The organism is Geomicrobium sp. JCM 19039, from assembly GCF_000698145.1.
Lineage (GTDB): Bacteria > Bacillota > Bacilli > Bacillales > Marinococcaceae > Geomicrobium_A.
This window is the reverse complement of record NZ_BAXB01000023.1, coordinates 41,481-58,387: the sequence shown is the minus strand read 5'-3', so window position 1 is coordinate 58,387 and position 16,907 is coordinate 41,481. Positions and strand designations below refer to the sequence as shown.

The following is a 16,907-nucleotide window of genomic DNA, read 5'->3' as shown; positions in this document are numbered from 1 at the left end:
TACCGACGTCTCATCCGTACCGTCTTTCAGTACTGTGAAATCAATGCTGTAAAGGCCGTTATCCAACTCATCTGTACCCGGTTCATCGATATCTTCCTCTACCTGCTCGATGCCATCGGTATCAAAGATCAGTCGGAAATACTGCGTGTTCTCATACACATCGGGAGGTACCTGTACACGCATAGAAACCTGGGCGGCAATTTCCTCATCAAGATTATCGACGGTGAACGCATAAGAGCGCGTATTTTCTTCTTCGTCTTCATCGATGACTTCACCCTCTGTATACGTGCCATCTTGTTCAATTTTTAAAGATGTAATTTGATGGCTGTCAGTTGTCGTCAGCGTAATCGTCTGCTCGCCATCCTCAACGTCCAATGATGCTGGGTTTACTAAGTAACGGCTCATCGCAGAATCACGATCTTCCTCAGCGTGTTTCGCTTCGAAAGGGATCGTGTACGAACCGTCTTCGAGTGTGATTGGCTCGTCTGTACCCGGTTCATCGGTATCTTCCTCTACCTGCTCGATGCCATCGGTATCAAAGATCAGTCGGAAATACTGCGTGTTCTCATACACATCGGGAGGTACCTGTACACGCATAGAAACCTGGGCGGCAATTTCCTCATCAAGATTATCGACGGTGAACGCATAAGAGCGCGTATTTTCTTCTTCGTCTTCAGCGATGACTTCACCCTCTGTATACGTGCCATCTTGTTCAATTTTTAAAGATGTAATTTGATGGCTGTCAGTTGTCGTCAGCGTAATCGTCTGCTCGCCATCCTCAACGTCCAATGATGCTGGGTTCACTAAGTAACGGCTCATCGCAGAATCACGATCTTCCTCAGCGTGTTTCGCTTCGAAAGGGATTGTGTACGAACCGTCTTCGAGTGTGATTGGCTCGTCTATATCAGGATCTTCAGTGCCCGGTTCTTCAGTGCCTGGATCCTCGGTGCCTGGATCTTCAGTTCCTGGATCCTCAGTGCCTGGATCTTCAGTTCCTGGATCTTCAGTGCCTGGATCTTCAATGCCTGGATCCTCGGTGCCTGGATCCTCAGTGCCTGGATCCTCGATGCCTGGATCTTCAGTGCCCGGTTCTTCAGTGCCTGGTTCACTGATATCTATGCTGTCTACGTCGAAGTCGATTTGGACGTCATACATGTTGTCGTAATTAAAACTTGGGATACCTGTAACGATAATATGAACCCATGCATCCGTTTTGCTGGAAGGGTCATCTGTCTGGAATTGAACTGTACGCTCATTGGCTTCCGGGTTTTCTGAAATCACCTGCGGTCGATCACCCTGAACGGTAAAATCCTCATACCAGTTGGCGTTTTTAATCGTTAAATCAATGGTGTAACTCCCTTGATTCACATGAAGAACGGCGGGCTTTTTCGTATAATCGTCCATCACGGAAACTTCATCTGTACCATCTTTCAGCACGGAAAAATCGACTTCATAAGAACCGTCGGGAATTGCTTCCTGTGCAGAGGCCACTTGATTTAATGCAGGAAAGAACAGCGAGAACACAAGAAAGAAAGCAAAAAAACTATGAATGAAACGATGTCCTGTTTTCATTGCATCAATCTCCTATATTATTTTTAATAAAACGGGCGGCCCGGGCGTGAACGTGCCTCGAACTCCGGGCCATTTCCTCACGTGCGAATTAAGCGGCTACCGAACAAGCCAGCGAATGCAACTAAAGCCAGCACGGTCAGCCCGGCGATGGGAGTATGGTCACTCGTTTCAGGGTTGCTCTCTTCCCCAGTGCCCCCACTCGTAGAAGTGGATTCTGTGCCTCTGTTTTGCGTTTCGCTTCCTCCCTCGCTTGCATCACTACCACTTTGACCTGTGCTGCTACTTCCAGATTCTTCGTTCTCATTGTCGTCTCCGTCATCAATTGCAGTTAGGCTTTCTTCGTCAAAGTCAAAGCGGATTGTATAGGTATGGTCATAATTAATGTCTGGGACAATGACATGAATAAACGCCTCCGTCATGCTATCGATACCGTCTATATTGAAACGGTTGACGCGTGTATCCGCATCGGAATCTTCAGACACGACTTCAACTGGTTTGCCTTCTATATGAAATTCTTTGATCCAATCGCTATGATTGATCGTCATCTCAGCAGTTATTGATCCATTTTCTACATAGAGCGTGGCTGGTTTTTCCCAATAGTCATTTGCAATTGAGGCAGAAGGATCGCTAGAATGCATTACCGTATAGTCGATCGTATAAGTACCTTCTGCCATCTGGGCAGAAGCAGATGGCACGTATAGGCTAAAGGCTAAAAACGAAAGAAAGAATATTCGTGCCACAATTAAGATTTTATGTTTCATAGAAACAGATGGCTCCTTTCAAATATAAGGCAGAAAATCATTCAGTTTGGAAAACGAGACAGCTATTATAGTGCCTGGGCAATCGGCATGCGGACAACATCAACTGAGAAGAATGATACTTCATTGCCGATAATGTAATCTGGGCGTTTATTTTTTCCGCTATGTGCATCACGGAAAGCCTGGCTTTTCGTCCACAAATAAAAATCATCTTTCGATTCCCAGCGTGTGCTGATCACGATTTCATCTTGCTCTTTGCTTTTCATGTTGGTTAATACTTCTAATCCCAGGAATCCCTCTGCATGTTCAATCTGGCCAACTTTGTTGAAGCGCTCTACGAGCAGATCTCCATTTCCCTTAGTAATTAGCGTTTTATTTTGGACAATGACCATTATCCAACCTCCTCAAGTTATAAAATTATGATCTACCAGGAATATATTTTCGTACGATCCATAAAAACCAAGGTGCACCAATGACAGCCAGCAGAATGCCAACTGGCAGTTCGAGTGGATCAAACAAAGTACGGACCATCGTATCGGCCACAACGACAAGCAAAGCACCGCCTAGCATAGATAGAGGTAGTAAGTACCGGTAATCCGGGCCACAGAGTAGGCGAATGGCATGAGGAACGAGCAGCCCGACGAACGCAATTAAGCCGGAAACGCTAACGGCTGCGCCTGCAAGCAATGACGCGAGAACAATTAAGACCAACCGACTACGCTCAAGGCGTGTTCCAAGTGCAATGGCCGACTGTTCGCCAAGTGTCAAAATGTTAAGCGAGCGTGCAGAGAAAAAGGTCAATCCTAAACCGACGACGAGATAAGGTAGCACAAATTCAACATGATGCCATCCTCGACCTTGAAGTCCGCCAGCCAACCAAGGAAGAACAGACTGCACACGGTCGCTGAAAATAATCATAATTCCACTTTGCATCGCACCGAGCAATGCATTAATCGCAACGCCGCTCAAAATAATTTTCAACGGAGAAGCACCACCGCTCCATGCCAGCCCATAAATCGTGAGTGAAGTCAGTAGAGCTCCTAGAAAAGCAAATGGCGGTAGCAGAAAAGCAAACTGAGGCAGCGCGACCATTGCAATCGTAGCCGCAAGCCCTCCGCCGGCGGTAACGCCAATAATGCCTGCATCAGCAAGAGGATTGCGCATAACCCCCTGAAGTATGGCTCCCGAAGCTGCTAAAGCAGCACCTACAAGTGCAGCCAGTATAATCCTTGGCATGCGGACGTTCCACGCTACAGCATGGAGCGTCATATCACCATCCCCACGAATTATGTCGTACATAGACTGAGGACCGATAAATACAGCTCCAAAGGCCATAGAAGCGGCCATCGCACCAATAAGCAAGACGGGCAAACTGATCGTTAACGACCATCTCCACCGGTTTGATTTTAAAACTTCATACGTCATGATTTAACCGCTTCCAGCTCATCCCTCATATGTTGGAGCGCTTCCGTAATTCGGCTGCCAGGGTTTGTGCCAAACAAATCTTCAGGCAGGACTTCAAATCGCTCTTGCTGAACAGCTTCTAAAGACGCCCATGTTGAATGATGCTCCATTTCAAGAAGAAAGCTGTCCTTTGCCGCTTCTGCGTGACCGTGTCCCATAAATAAAATTAAGTCCGGCTCAGCCTGGATAATCCGTTCCGGATGTAGCGTTGCATACTGCGGAAAGGCGTCCAGTTGCTCAAAATCCGCTGCGATGTTCTCGCCTCCACTCAATTCCAGAATGTCACCAGCCAAAGAATTCGGCAGGGCGACCATAACGGAACCCGGCGCACCGTACACGAGCAGGACGCGTGGTGGAGATGCTAGAGGATTATCTCCAAGCTGTGTGACTGTCGTTTCAATTTCCTGTTGCAGGCTTTCTGCTTCGGCTTCCGCATTAAGCACCTGGCCGAGCAATGTAATTTGTTCTTGTATCTCTTCAACAGCATTTGCAGATGTTAACAGCATTTCAGCACCAATGCCTTCGACTGTCGCTATATCTTTCTCATTCATAGGGCTGTTACCAATGACGAGATCGGGAGCAGCGAGTGTAAGCCGTTCCAAATCCAACTCATGGGTAGTTCCAACCGGCTCCAAACCCTCAGCTTTCTCAACTGGAATGTTGTCGCTCGAAGGTCGCCCAACGGCCTCTCCGCCCAATGCATAGATAAGGTCCAGCTCCCCATTACCGAGGGCTGCGATGCGTTCAGGGGGCTCTTCGAAATGCAAAGTCCGACCAGAAAAATCAGTGATACCCATACTCTCTGAAAAATCATCGGTTGTTTCAAGCGTGGCGGTGGACCCACATGCAGATAGAATAAACAGCATGCAGGCACAAAGGAACAAACGTCTCATCTTCCCCTCCCTAAATGATATTGATAATCGTTATCAATTATAAACACTAAACGATATTGATAATCATTGTCAATTAGATTTTGAAATTTTTCTAATAATTTAAGTGGGTTCAAGTCAAAATTAACCAAAATTCGAATAGCTCTTCCTTGTTATTTTTATAATTTTGAAGATAAAAACAAACACCATATAATAACATTTGGTAAGTACCCGCAGCTCTATTACATTGCAGTAGAGTAGGTTTTCGCAAAAACGTGCCATATCATAGGCTAAACAGTATATTTTTTGAAGCTAGACCGAAGAAACCCTGCACTTTAAAACAAAAAATAGAATTATTTGCGGTACAAAAAAGCCAGATGTGATCACCTACATCACATCTGGCTTTAAAAATTCCTCTGCTTATATTCTTCCATCTTGAAGCCCACGACTCTCGTCTCGGTCATGTCTTCTAATGCGGAACGTGGTCTTCGCCGGCCGATTTCGGTGTTTTTCACGCCTCAGAACGACGTTTTCATTAATCATGGCGCCTTTAAGTTGCAGATTACTGACCATGCGGTGCTCGTTGCGGAGATCATTCGTGAACATCCCTGCTCTTTGGTGAGCGAAATCGCTTTATTATAATTGTAAGAGGTATGCAGGAAAGCGACCAGGCCGATGACTCCATGTTTATACAAACAGTCTTTGCACGTACCGTCGCACAAAACGTCAGCCCCTTCACGCTCGACACGCTCAAGGTTGACGATGGTACTTTCTGCTTTTTCTTTCGTAATGACCCTACCGATCTCTGTGATTTTACTCATTTTGTCCCAGGAAACAGCTGCTTATGCAGCTGTGTCGAGAGCGGCGGATAATTCGAGCCAAGCTCTGTGCTTTTTTCGAATTTTACTTTCCTGCTGTAGCACCGTCGGTAAATGTAACCATATGCACATCAGGCTTTGAAGCAACAGCGGTAAGATCTCGCAACTACTACCGGTAATAGCATTCAAAATGTGAGACGGCAAATCCGCTTCCAACAGCTTTCGAATTAGTCAAAAGCGTTTGTGATGTCGGCTTCTAGATGACTGCGTTTCCGGCTGCAAACGCCGGGGCTACCTTATGCGCGATAACAATGCCGCCAAGCTGAATGAATATCGGTGACGGTCGCTCTTGCCAAGGTCTCCCCTGTAAACGTTCTCGCTTCCTTTGCCGAGATTCAGATCGTTTCCACTGTTCGTGCCAACTCCTCTCAGGCTTCATTGATTGTTTTGATGCCTTCTGTCGCCATAATTTCTGTGACTTCCTCTAGATCTTATTCAATGCGTTCAGCCGTTTTCATCAAAATGCCCGTCCACTCATGAACCAATAGCGCTGCCGCTCCTTTACAACGTTCCATCGCGCTCTTTAGTACAGTTCGCATACTATCTACCGCCCCATCCGGAACTTTGCCACTGATTTTTTCCGTACCTGGTTCTTTGTTTGCAATCATTTGCTATTATCTTTTCAATCTCCGTCAATGGACATTGCTTGATCTTGTAACATAAATGAGAACCATCCTTTTCAAAAAAATACTGCAGTCGCTATACTTGAGATTGGAGAGAACGACACATTCAGACGGCACCGAACGTAAGAAAGACACCCCAGAGTGGGGTGCCTTTTTTCGTTTATTTCCTGCCGAATAGAGCACCTTTGTCGATGACGCCAGCCCAGTCGTCGTCTTCTTCTTCAAAAGGAGACGGGATATGGCGACGGTCGGGGCGAGCGGAGTCACTCGCAGCGGCGGTTTCTTTTTCGGCTTGGGGTTGGGCACTTTGAGCTTCTTGGAAAAGCCTCATCAGTTCATTGGCGTTCTCAAAGCTGCGAATGTCAACGTTGCCGAGGTGCTGCTGCATGAGCTGCACGGCAAAGGACAACGAGTCGCGGATGTTCTTCTGGGAATCTAGCCACTCATTGATCTTTTCAGCGTTCTCTTCTTTGTTCAGCTTCCATGTATAACTGTTTCTCATACGGAATCACATCCTATACATAGAGTACTTTTTCGTTGAGAATCTTCAAACCATCAACGTTCATGTTAATCGCAAATTGCTCTGGCACCCAAATGACTTCAAGCTTCGCATCTTCAGCAAAATCAACGAGATCCTCGTACAACTCTTGCTTAAATTGAATGCTGCCACCACCATATACCATGATGTAATTCACACGACCCGCCGTTTGCAACACTTTCTCCTGAACCGCCTCAAGCAACAACCGAGACTGCGTATACTTCGCTTCGCGGAGCTTCTGCACAGCATCTTTATGGAGCGTATTGTTGCGGTCGCGGTGAATGTCCATGAACTGCTGACGATTTAACTCCAAATATCCGCCAACTTCCGCCTTCAAAAGACGAATCGCCTCTTGCGTCGCATGACCGACACCAAAACGCTGACCGTCACTCAAATCAAGGACTGGATTTAGTTTTTCTGTATAATTAAATTCAGTGGTACCATCCCCAATATCGACGTGGACGATATTTTTCTCAGCAAGCTTTTTCGGGAACTTGTCCAGTTTTTCTTGAGAACCGTTGTAGCTATACAGACTCGCGTAGTCACTTAAAATATCGCTATTTGCTCCTCTTAGTGCATACAGCGCTGGAATCCCTTCTTGCGTCACATTTACTTCGTCAAAAGATACGACGAGGTTGACTTGTTGTTCGCCAACGTGAAGCGTGACGTTATGCTTATGGTCACTCAGTCTCGCGCGAAGCTTGTCTGCTTTCTCGTTCGTATGCTCACTTGCAGGAATTGCCGTTGATAGTTTGGCGTTCACCTCAAGGAAAGATGGTAGTTCGTTCTTCTCGTTGTAGTGGTTCTTCACTTCGTGGCTCGCGACCATGCCGAGCAGCACGACGATCGGTAAGTCATGCTTGTACTTATTGCCGAGTTTGATGTTCATGTTCTCGACATCAGACGAGCGGCTTGCGCGCTTGCCGATCATGAACAGTCCGTCATGTCGAATCGACGTGGAAGAGACGTTGACGAGTAGTTCTTCGTCGAGGTTCGTCATCGACTTCTCGACATCTTGCTCTTGGTTTTCTGGTTTAGAGAAAAGTCGTTTAATGACCGACGGCTGTTTCATAAAGACATCATCAATGTATACCTTTGTTTCTGAGTTTCCGAGATCGGCTGCGATTAGCATCATTCAGCTCTCCTTTTATCGTTCATATTTGTCAAAAGAAACCATAAAGGATTCTTTTAAACTTTTTCTATGGTTTCCTTATGGAATATCATACTGAATATTACTAGGAAATGGAATGAGAAATTTATCGTAGTTTTCAAGACTATCGACAAAAGATTTAAAAAAGATTCCTTTTTCGACATTGTGCCCCAACATGATGTTCATTACATTCATTTCGAGATTCGGGCTGAAAATCCTTTTCTTTCCGCCGAAATAATAAGAGAAGGAGTGACACCATGGAAATTTTTCTATTCCTATTACTTGCGATCGGCGCCCTCATCGGGGTTGCGGTCTATTTCGTACCTACAATTATTGCTTTTGCGAGAAACAAGCAAAATAAGATTGCCATTCTTGTTTTGAATCTATTAGCAGGATGGACGTTTCTTGGTTGGGTCGGCTCATTGGTTTGGGCATTGCTCAAAGATTAGGCACGCTTCGGCGTGCCTTTTTTATGTTCCGTTGCACAAATGTAGGTATTATGTCATATTCACATTACATATTATTCATATATAGGAAGAACATCTATGAAAAAACTCTTGCGGAATCGTCGCCATCTTCATAGCCTCGCTCGTGCTTGCCGGTTGTTCCGTTGATGCTGAGCTCGAAGAAGATACCGCAAGTGCGGTCGAAAAACCCGAGGTTGAAGAAACTGAAGAAGAACCGGTCGAACGTACTCCAGAAGAACATATGGATGATGCACTCGACGTGTACGATCGTTTAATGACCGAACTGTACGCTCTCGAGAAGAGCAAAATTGGATAGAAAGTGGCCGATTTGAGGAGGTGCTCGCCCACGGGCACCCAGGGTTGGACCGTGCTGAGGCGCTCATTGCGACCGACGTGCACGACGTAAATGAGGAAGAGTTGTCAGTTTCCTACTATGCGTTTGGCGCGGGTCCCGTTGTGTCAGGAAAGGCCACCCTCATGTTTGAAGCTCAGGATGATGCATGGGTATTTTCAGGGTATAATTATGAGGAAGATTTAGGACCCTTCAAGGTGAGTCTTGAAGGCTTTGAATACTATATTCATAACCACCATCCCGAAGATGACGTGCTCGGAGAATTTGAGGATGCTAGTGAGACGATTTTCGTCGCCGAAAGTGCCGAACGAGGAATTTATGGATACACAGAAGGTGCTGAGCCCGTGATGCATGATATACCGACGAGCATTTTTTTCTGATACGGATACAAGCGCAGAGGAAGCCGTTGAAGACCCGTTTGAAGCCGCTCCTCCAGCAATTGAAGGGACATGGGTGAGCAATTTTGGGAACATGAATATTTGGAACGTGACTGACACAGCGTTTGAATTTGAAACCGTTCTGTCAATGGGCGGCGTGGCTGCAATCGGTACGAGGTGTCGATACTGCGACCTACACCGTCCAATACGACGGCTTTGAACCGTGCGTGATTACGTTCAACTTTAACAGCGACCAGTTATCACTCACCGAAACGATCGGCTGCATCGCTTCATGGGGGCAAGCGCAACCTTTGCCGTTGATTTTGTGAAGGAATGACGGTCCATTATATAACAAGGCCATGATCAAATGTTCATGGCCTTGTTATTTACATACCAACGCTAGGAGCTTGCTTACTTCTCTTGGAACGAATTTCATTTACGAGTGTATACACTGCACAAGCAATACCTAACAAAATGAATATTGCCGAGAACGGGCGTGTAAAGAAATCCGTCACTTCCCCAGTCGACATGAGAGCCCTGCGTAAATAAGTCTCTAGCAAAGGACCTAAAATAAACCCTAATATGAGCGGAGCTATTGGGAAACCACTTCGTAGCAGTATGTACCCAATCACTCCGAAGAAAAGCATCACACCAATATCAAATGAGGATGAATTCGTTGCAAACGCCCCGATAAAACATAAGACGAGAATTGCAGGAAAGAGATATTCTTTTGGAACCATTAGAACACGGGTGAAGAACCTCATGGCGAATAATTGGAAAAGTAACACAAGGAAAATGGCCACAAAGAATGCAATAAATACAACATTTACAATATCTCGATTTTCAGCGAAAAACAAAGGTCCTGGCTGAATACCGTGGATCATAAATCCACCGAGTAATATTGCAGTTACAGTGTCTCCAGGGATACCAAGGGTAAGCATCGGGATCAAAGATCCACCAACGCTGCTGTGTTCGCCGACTCCGAGGCATAGATACCTTCTGGAGCCCCTTTGCCAAATTTCTCTTTGTCCTTCGCAGCTTGTTTTGTCTGAGCATATGCAACAAGGTTACTCGTCCCACTTCCAAGGCCCGGTAAAATCCCAAAGGCAATTCCAATCACCGAAGAGCGCAACAAGGTTCCATTTATTCGCGAAAAATTCCGCCATCTTTATGCCGATGCCTTTTACCTTAAAGTTCATTTCCTGTCTCTTATCTCCAGCGCGAATTTCTGATAGGATTTGTGCAATCGCAAATAGTCCCATAATAAGAGGCAGTAAAGCGATGCCACCTTTAAGCTCTAAAACACCAAATGTATATCTTTCAAGGCCATCAACAGGGGCAAAACCGACCATACCAATCGCCAGTCCAATAAATCCCGCAGTGATGCCTTTTAGCATACTGCCTTGCGCTAGCACAGCGAGTAAAGATAAAGCAAAGAAGATGAGTGCGAAAAATTCAAAAGGACCCATTTGTACGGCAAACCTTGAAATAATAGGAGAAATCGTCGCTAGAGCAATAAAGCTTAGAATTCCCCCAACTAAAGATGCAATGACACCAATACCAAGTGCACGAACGGGCTGACCGTTTTTCGCCATTGGGTACGCGTCAAATGTTGTCGCAATGGACGATGGTGTACCGGGAATACCTAGCAAGGTGGAGGCAACAAGCCCACCTGAAACGCCACCAAGATGAAGACAAATTAGGAAACTGATCCCTTGAACCGGTTCGAGTGTAAACGTAAATGGAACAAACAAGGCCATGCCCATCGTTGACGTTAATCCTGGAACCGTGCCGAAGATGAGACCGATAAACACACCCAGAATCATGAGAACAATAACCATCGGCGTAAACATACTACTCATACTTTGCAATAATACATCCATTCCCTACACCTCCTATACGAACCATCCACTTGGTAAAATAACATCTAAGTATTCCGTGAATACCCAATACAATGCAAAAGTAAGTGCTGCTGATGCAACACCCACTTTGATCGTGTGTGCACCTGTTCTTTTGTTCGCTAAATAAAGCATTGTACCGGCTAAAAAGAGAAAGGTACTAAGCAAGTAGCCTAGAATGGGAAATGCGACTGCATAAACAACTAAAGCACCAAAAACTGTGAACATCTTTCTTTCCATTGCTTTCTTTTCGGGTGTCTTCTCTTCTTTAGGTGTCGCTTTGATTCCTCCAATTACTAGTCCTGCCCCGCAAAGTGCAAGAGCACTTCCGACGACTCGTGGCAGCAAGACAGGACCTGGGTCATCCATAAGATTCATATAATTCATTGTAAGCGTTTCCAATATCATATAAATGCCAACACCGAGTACACAAAGGCCAATCCAACGGTCTTTTTTTGTCATTCCAATCCCCCCTTACCTTAATCGTCGGTAAATAACTGTTCTGCTATGTCCTCTGCTTTTCTTAGCTCTTCTTCGTTATACGTGGCCGCTTCAACCTGATCCATAAGCACATGATTTTGGAAGGTAGTCGCAAGATCCTCGATGTACTCTTCATCTTCTGAAAGTTGGACGGTAGCTTCATTCCATTGCTCGACAATTTCATCTGGCAATCCAGAAGGACCATACAGTGTGTGAACGATCGGAAATTGTACGTCGTACCCTTGCTCGAGTGCTGTCGGCACGTCAGGTGCAAGAGGGTCACGTTCTTCCGAGAGCACGGCAAGTGCTTTAAAGTCTCCTGAGTTCACATAATTGATCGCATTCCCAATGCCCGTCGATACAAAATCAATCTGTCCACCGAGTAGTGCTGTCATGCGATCGGACTCTCCACCAACGTCGAGCACTTTAATATCAACATCTGCAACTTGACTGAGCTGCTCGCCCATAAAATGTGTCGTTCCGCCAATTTGTCCGCCATAAAGCACGCCATACGGTTCCTGTCTCGCCACTTCAACAAGTTCATTCAGTGAATCCCACGGCGCATCTGCTCGGGTGACAAACACTTGGTTAATGCCGGCAAATGTTCCAATTGGTTGCATATCAAGTGCAGGATAATCAAGTTGGCCTACCGCGTAACTCGTATGAAGAGCTTGGTGGTAATACAGCAATTTGTAGCCATCACTAGGAGCACGGAATACATTTTCAAATGCGAGTGCACCACCCGCAGCATCTTGATTAACAATAACGAAATCACTGTCCATGTATTTTCCCATGTGACGGGCAAGTACTCTTGCTCCAGCATCAGATTGTCCTCCTGGTGAAGCCGGTACATACAGTTCAATGGTTTGATTTGGATAACTTTCAATCGCTGCTTCAGATACTGCCGCCTCATTCTCACTGGTGCATCCAGTGAGAATGAGCGTGATGAGCATTAAAGTTATGAAAACCAACTTACGTGAAGACGATGGCATGACGTCAATTCCTCCTCCGTTTATACACGTGTTTGAGCGGTACGATCTTGGAGTTGATGTACAGAAACATCGTCCCAACTTAATGTTTCCACACGATATTGCTCAATTTGATCCCAATCAAGTTCCATCCCTAGACCGACTGTAGAGCGATCCGGTAAATGAAGGTAACCGTTTTCATAATGAACTTTCGTCTTTACAACATCACCAACGTATAACTCTGGTCCTGTCGGATCTGAAATGTAGTTTAAATTGTCCAGCGTTGAGCCGAAATAAGCCATCGCTGTCGTGCCAATTGACAATTCTTGGGTTGTGCCGATGAGTACACTTTTCCCCGCTACACCAGCTGCATCAGCTGCTTTTCTAGCAGATGTCATTCCTCCAATAAACACAGGAGCAATGTTAAAAATATCGACAGAATCTTGTTTAATCATTTCGTATTGCTGACGTAAGCTCCATACATGTTCACTCACCGGAAGCTCGCATTGCAACCGGAAATGACGCAATCCTTCAAAATCGTTACGAAACGCTGGACTCTCAATAAGATCGACTGGATATTTAGATAGCCTGCGAGTAATTCGCAGAGCATCTTTCCAATCAAGAAGATGGCTAAAATCAAATGACTTAATACGTACATTGCCATCAAACTCCTTGTACACGCGATCGAGAAAAGCCTCGTCAGCATCGACATTCTTGCCAACGTAAAGCCTGAACACATCAAACCCTTTTTCGTATTGCTTTCTAACTAACGCAATATTCTCCTCTACCTCATCCATAAAGCGGTGTCTGAATATCGGAAAGCAAACTTTCATCTTCTCTCGAATACGCCCACCTAAAAGATCAGAAACCGATACGTTCATCGCTTTTGCACACACATCATATAAAGCCGTATCCACACCGTTGCGGATGAAACTGCCTTTTTCATAGTAATACATCGCTTCAGGGAAATTCCCATTTAACTCAACGTTAATTGGAGAAATGTCAAAGGGATTACTTCCAATGAGGATTTGTTTTAACGTCCGTTCCAAATCCACGATATCGACGGAGTACTTTGGAAGATGGGAGAAATCGGACATCTCACCAATACCCTCCACCCCTTCATCTGTAAAAATCTGTACGATCACATGCTTGTTCACAAATCCTGTTAAACGAGGGATACCAATCGCTGTAAGTTTTACATCCGTAATTCTCATCATCATGACCCCTTTACAAATACAGTTTTAATCGATGTATAGAATTCTTTTGCTGCTTGCCCTTGTTCCCTCGAATGTGAGCTGGATGCCTTCATTCCTCCGAATGGTGCTTGCAATTCAACACCTGCACTCTCGGCATTTACACGGACGAGTCCTGCATCCATATCATCAATAAACGTGAGCATCTTCTGAATGTTCGTCGTAAAGATTGATGCACTGAGACCGTACCGATTATCGTTGGCAACCTCTAGCGCATGAGAAAGGTCTTTCGCTCTGATTAGCGTAATGACTGGACCAAAGATCTCCTCTTGAGCAATGCGCATCTCCGGCTGTACATCTGTAAAAATGGTCGGTTCAACAAAGTATCCAGACGCATATGCACCTTCCGTTAAGCGATTTCCGCCCAACAGTAATCTCGCACCTTCATCTTTTCCGACTTGAATGTAATCAAGCACTGTATTCAGCTGTGCTTCACTTGCCGATGGCCCCATCCACACCCCATCTTCTACAGCATTGCCGATTTGAATTGCCTCGGTTTTCTGTAATAGACGATATTGAAACGCTTCATATACGTCTTCTGCAACGATTACTCGGCTCGTCGCGGTACACTTTTGACCCGTGGAGCGAAACGCACCGCTAATCGTCGCCTCCACTGCCAGTTCAAGATCGGCGTCCTCAGCAACAATGACTGGATTTTTGCCACCCATTTCTAGTTGGTATTTTGCACCGCGTGCGGCGGCTGCTCGTCCAATCGTACGGCCCGTCCCTTCAGACCCAGTAAAGGTCACAGCGTGTACCGCTTCATGATCCACGATAGCATTGCCAATGACCCGACCTGCTCCGGTCACAAAATTGATGACACCCGTTGGCAGTCCTGCCGCATCAAAACAATCCATCACTTTCGCAGCCGTTACTGCTGCTTCAGTGGCTGGTTTAAACACGACCGTATTCCCATAAATGAGCGCAGGAGCAATTTTCCATACTGGAATCGCTACCGGGAAATTCCAAGGCGTAATCACACCAACGACGCCAAGTGGCGTGCGTGTTGAGAACATAAGCGCATCCGCATCTGTAGAAGGAATCACGTCACCCTCTGGCCGCATCCCCTCACCAGCATAATATCGAAGAATGGCAACTCCGCGAGCCGTCTCCCCTTTTGACTCCGGCAGCGTCTTCCCCATTTCTCTTGCCAACGTCTCAGCAATATCATCCAACCGTTCTTCAAGTACATTTGCCACACGGTATAAGTAGTTTCCTCGTTCGGCACCAGAGAGCTTTCGCCACGCACGTGCTGCTGCGTCCGCTGCACGTACAGCTTGATTGACCGTGTCAGAGCTCGAGTTCTGAACATACCCGACGACCTCATGCATGTCGGACGGGTTGATGCTTGCAATTGCTTCTCCCTGCTCTTCTTGCCATTTGCCTGCAATATAGTTTCCATAAACAACATCTGTTTTTACCGTCAACGTCCTCATCCTTTCGTTGGTTGTAACAAGTTCCAATTTTGAAGCATTTCTTCAACGAGCCGTTTGTCCTCGTCATTTAGCTGGTCGACCGGTGCTCTTGTTACCCCGGCATTTTGACCGATCATTTCCATCGCTTCTTTAATGACAACCACATTGTTTCCTTGGTTGTACTTTGCACGCAAATCTTCAAAAGGAAGAATCTCTTCCCACAACTTCCACGTCAATGACTCATCGCCACGTCGAAGTGCCTCCAACATCTCAAGTGCCTTGCCTGGCAATATATTCACTAGCCCTGACGTAAATCCTTTCGCTCCAGCATTCCAGTAGAATGGCGCCCATTTCTCCGCAGTCCCACAGATCCATGTCACCCCGTGCTCTTTCGGTACTGATCGAACAACTTTCGCAAAACGAGGCAAATTGTTCACCGCATATTTCACACCGATAAAATGCTCCAATGGTGCAAGCTCAACGAGTACTTGATCAGAGACTTCCGGGTCTTTAAAATACACGACAGTCGGAAAATCAATGGCCTCAATAATATCTTGAAAATATGCTTTCACACCGCCAGACGTCACATAAGGATGCACCGGCATATGAATCATGACCATATCGGCACCTGCATCCTTCGCATAATTCCCAAGTTCAATAGCTGTCGGCACCGCATACCCAATACCTGCCATTACAAGCGCGCGACCATTCACAATTTCCACCGTACGTCGAATCTCTTCTTTCGCCTCGTCAAGCGATAACGCATAGAATTCGCTCGTATTGCCACAAGGAACAACAATTTCAATGCCCTGTTCAACAATACGGTTCAACGTCTCCTCATAATGATTCCAATCAATTCCGCCATCCGACTGCCGAAACGGTGTAATCGGAATGCCGGAAATCGTCTCCAGCTTACTCGATAATGTCATGAATCCTCACCCTTTTCAGAAATTAATTCGCGGACAATTGCCTCCGCTGCTCCTACTGCCATCGCCCGCATACTATCCTCCGTGTGAGCGGCCATGTGAGGCGTTAATAAAACATTGTCCAAACCTTTTAGTGGAAAAGAAACCGGCATCGGCTCTTCGGCATAACAATCGAGTGCCGCGCCTGCAAGCTTCCCAGAAGTTATCGCTTCGATCAGTGCCGTTTCATCTACAATTCCGCCTCTCGCTGCATTAATAAAATAGCTTGCCGGCTGCATCGCATCGAAGAACGTGCGGTCAATCATGTTACTTGTCGTCGGAAGTAACGGGACATGAACCGATACAAAAGCAGACCGCCTCGCAAGCGCATCGAGCGTATGAACGTGTTCAACACCATCGGGAAACGTCTCTTTTTGAGGATCATAAGCGACGATCTTCATTCCAAGCCCCGTACCGCATTTCTTCGCCACTTCCTGCGCAATGTTCCCAAACCCAATTAATCCAAGTGTCTTCCCAGCCACCTCCATCCCAATGAGGCGATTGCGGCTCGCATAGTCATCTCTTCGCAAGGCGTGAACCGCCTCTGGAATTCGATGTGCAAGCGAGAGAATAAACGCGGTAACATGTTCAGCGACAGAATTCACATTCGCACGAGGCGTATTGTAAACACCGATGCCCTTCTCAACGCAGTACGCTTGGTCAATTTCATCTAGCCCGATGCCATGTCTTGCTATAACCTTTAGACGAGGTGCCTTCTGTAGAATGTCTTTCGGCAATGGCGTTGTCCGTATGAGCACTCCATCCGCGGAGACAATGTGCTTGGCTACTTGTGCCGGAGTATCCTGAGGAAGAACAGTCACCTCTAGCCCATGACGCTCTAAATAGTCAATGCCATCAGTGGATGGTTTGTGGTACAAGT

Annotated in this window: 20 protein-coding genes and 1 pseudogene; 4 read left to right on the top strand and 17 right to left on the bottom strand. The window is 46.1% G+C overall.

Features of this window, described 5'->3' with window-relative positions:
• The 9 genes from JCM19039_RS26915 to JCM19039_RS17490 form a co-directional block, all read right to left on the bottom strand.
• Positions 1–1,572, bottom strand: a 1,572-nt coding sequence (locus tag JCM19039_RS26915; protein ID WP_042429631.1) for an NEAT domain-containing protein, incomplete at its 3' end; no start/stop codon positions are given.
• A gap of 77 nt (positions 1,573–1,649) precedes the next feature.
• Positions 1,650–2,333: a heme uptake protein IsdC gene (gene isdC, locus JCM19039_RS17525; protein WP_042429629.1), complete on the bottom strand. Its 684-nt coding sequence runs from the start codon at positions 2,331–2,333 to the stop codon at positions 1,650–1,652.
• Between the two features lie 65 nt (positions 2,334–2,398).
• Positions 2,399–2,722, bottom strand: coding sequence for a heme oxygenase (gene isdG, locus JCM19039_RS17520; RefSeq protein ID WP_042429626.1), 324 nt, complete (start codon positions 2,720–2,722; stop codon positions 2,399–2,401).
• Positions 2,723–2,747: 25 nt separating this feature from the next.
• Positions 2,748–3,755: an iron ABC transporter permease gene (locus tag JCM19039_RS17515; protein WP_042429624.1), complete on the bottom strand. Its 1,008-nt coding sequence runs from the start codon at positions 3,753–3,755 to the stop codon at positions 2,748–2,750.
• The gene (locus JCM19039_RS17510) at positions 3,752–4,687 is read right to left on the bottom strand and encodes an ABC transporter substrate-binding protein (protein WP_042429620.1); all 936 of its coding nucleotides are present in this window, start codon (positions 4,685–4,687) and stop codon (positions 3,752–3,754) included. The genes JCM19039_RS17515 and JCM19039_RS17510 overlap by 4 nt, the downstream gene beginning before the upstream one ends.
• Before the next feature lie 515 nt (positions 4,688–5,202).
• Positions 5,203–5,484, bottom strand: coding sequence for a hypothetical protein (locus JCM19039_RS23970; RefSeq protein ID WP_152550257.1), 282 nt, complete (start codon positions 5,482–5,484; stop codon positions 5,203–5,205).
• A gap of 488 nt (positions 5,485–5,972) precedes the next feature.
• Positions 5,973–6,149, bottom strand: a complete 177-nt coding sequence (locus tag JCM19039_RS24560) for a hypothetical protein (protein ID WP_193744278.1) — start codon at positions 6,147–6,149, stop codon at positions 5,973–5,975.
• Between the two features lie 175 nt (positions 6,150–6,324).
• On the bottom strand, positions 6,325–6,666 hold the full coding sequence (locus tag JCM19039_RS17495; RefSeq protein WP_042398841.1) for a hypothetical protein: 342 nt from the start codon (positions 6,664–6,666) through the stop codon (positions 6,325–6,327).
• Between the two features lie 13 nt (positions 6,667–6,679).
• Positions 6,680–7,834, bottom strand: coding sequence for a ParM/StbA family protein (locus JCM19039_RS17490; protein ID WP_238545117.1), 1,155 nt, complete (start codon positions 7,832–7,834; stop codon positions 6,680–6,682).
• Positions 7,835–8,109: 275 nt separating this feature from the next.
• Between JCM19039_RS17490 and JCM19039_RS17485 the strand changes: the two genes are divergently transcribed.
• From JCM19039_RS17485 to JCM19039_RS17470, 4 genes are all read left to right on the top strand, one after another.
• Positions 8,110–8,301 carry a superinfection immunity protein gene (locus JCM19039_RS17485; RefSeq protein WP_042429609.1) on the top strand — a complete coding sequence of 64 codons (192 nt, stop codon included), beginning with the start codon at positions 8,110–8,112 and terminating at the stop codon, positions 8,299–8,301.
• A gap of 142 nt (positions 8,302–8,443) precedes the next feature.
• On the top strand, positions 8,444–8,635 hold the full coding sequence (locus JCM19039_RS17480) for a hypothetical protein (protein WP_042429606.1): 192 nt from the start codon (positions 8,444–8,446) through the stop codon (positions 8,633–8,635).
• Between the two features lie 20 nt (positions 8,636–8,655).
• Complete coding sequence (locus JCM19039_RS17475; protein WP_152550256.1) at positions 8,656–9,051, top strand: hypothetical protein; 396 nt, start codon at positions 8,656–8,658, stop codon at positions 9,049–9,051.
• Positions 9,023–9,268 (top strand): hypothetical protein, encoded by a 246-nt coding sequence (locus tag JCM19039_RS17470; RefSeq protein WP_042429598.1) that lies wholly within the window; start codon positions 9,023–9,025, stop codon positions 9,266–9,268. Before JCM19039_RS17475 ends, JCM19039_RS17470 begins: the two co-directional genes overlap by 29 nt.
• 166 nt (positions 9,269–9,434) lie before the next feature.
• Here JCM19039_RS17470 and JCM19039_RS26730 read toward each other — a convergent pair.
• The 8 genes and pseudogenes from JCM19039_RS26730 to JCM19039_RS17435 form a co-directional block, all read right to left on the bottom strand.
• Positions 9,435–10,168, bottom strand: a pseudogene (locus JCM19039_RS26730) (tripartite tricarboxylate transporter permease).
• Entirely contained in the window at positions 10,116–10,931 is an 816-nt protein-coding gene (locus JCM19039_RS26725) for a tripartite tricarboxylate transporter permease (RefSeq protein ID WP_052398904.1), read from the bottom strand. The pseudogene JCM19039_RS26730 and the gene JCM19039_RS26725 overlap by 53 nt, the downstream one beginning before the upstream one ends.
• Before the next feature lie 12 nt (positions 10,932–10,943).
• On the bottom strand, positions 10,944–11,408 hold the full coding sequence (locus tag JCM19039_RS17460) for a tripartite tricarboxylate transporter TctB family protein (RefSeq protein WP_042429596.1): 465 nt from the start codon (positions 11,406–11,408) through the stop codon (positions 10,944–10,946).
• Positions 11,409–11,425: 17 nt separating this feature from the next.
• Positions 11,426–12,418, bottom strand: coding sequence for a tripartite tricarboxylate transporter substrate binding protein (locus tag JCM19039_RS17455; RefSeq protein ID WP_042429594.1), 993 nt, complete (start codon positions 12,416–12,418; stop codon positions 11,426–11,428).
• 20 nt (positions 12,419–12,438) lie between these two features.
• Positions 12,439–13,608: a mandelate racemase/muconate lactonizing enzyme family protein gene (locus JCM19039_RS17450; protein ID WP_042429590.1), complete on the bottom strand. Its 1,170-nt coding sequence runs from the start codon at positions 13,606–13,608 to the stop codon at positions 12,439–12,441.
• A 2-nt stretch (positions 13,609–13,610) separates the two neighbouring features.
• Positions 13,611–15,083, bottom strand: a complete 1,473-nt coding sequence (gene gucD, locus JCM19039_RS17445) for an alpha-ketoglutaric semialdehyde dehydrogenase GucD (RefSeq protein WP_042429636.1) — start codon at positions 15,081–15,083, stop codon at positions 13,611–13,613.
• On the bottom strand, positions 15,080–15,991 hold the full coding sequence (locus tag JCM19039_RS17440) for a dihydrodipicolinate synthase family protein (RefSeq protein ID WP_042429587.1): 912 nt from the start codon (positions 15,989–15,991) through the stop codon (positions 15,080–15,082). Before JCM19039_RS17440 ends, gucD begins: the two co-directional genes overlap by 4 nt.
• Positions 15,988–16,905 (bottom strand): hydroxyacid dehydrogenase, encoded by a 918-nt coding sequence (locus JCM19039_RS17435; protein ID WP_052398903.1) that lies wholly within the window; start codon positions 16,903–16,905, stop codon positions 15,988–15,990. The genes JCM19039_RS17440 and JCM19039_RS17435 overlap by 4 nt, the downstream gene beginning before the upstream one ends.
• Positions 16,906–16,907: the final 2 nt, after the last annotated feature.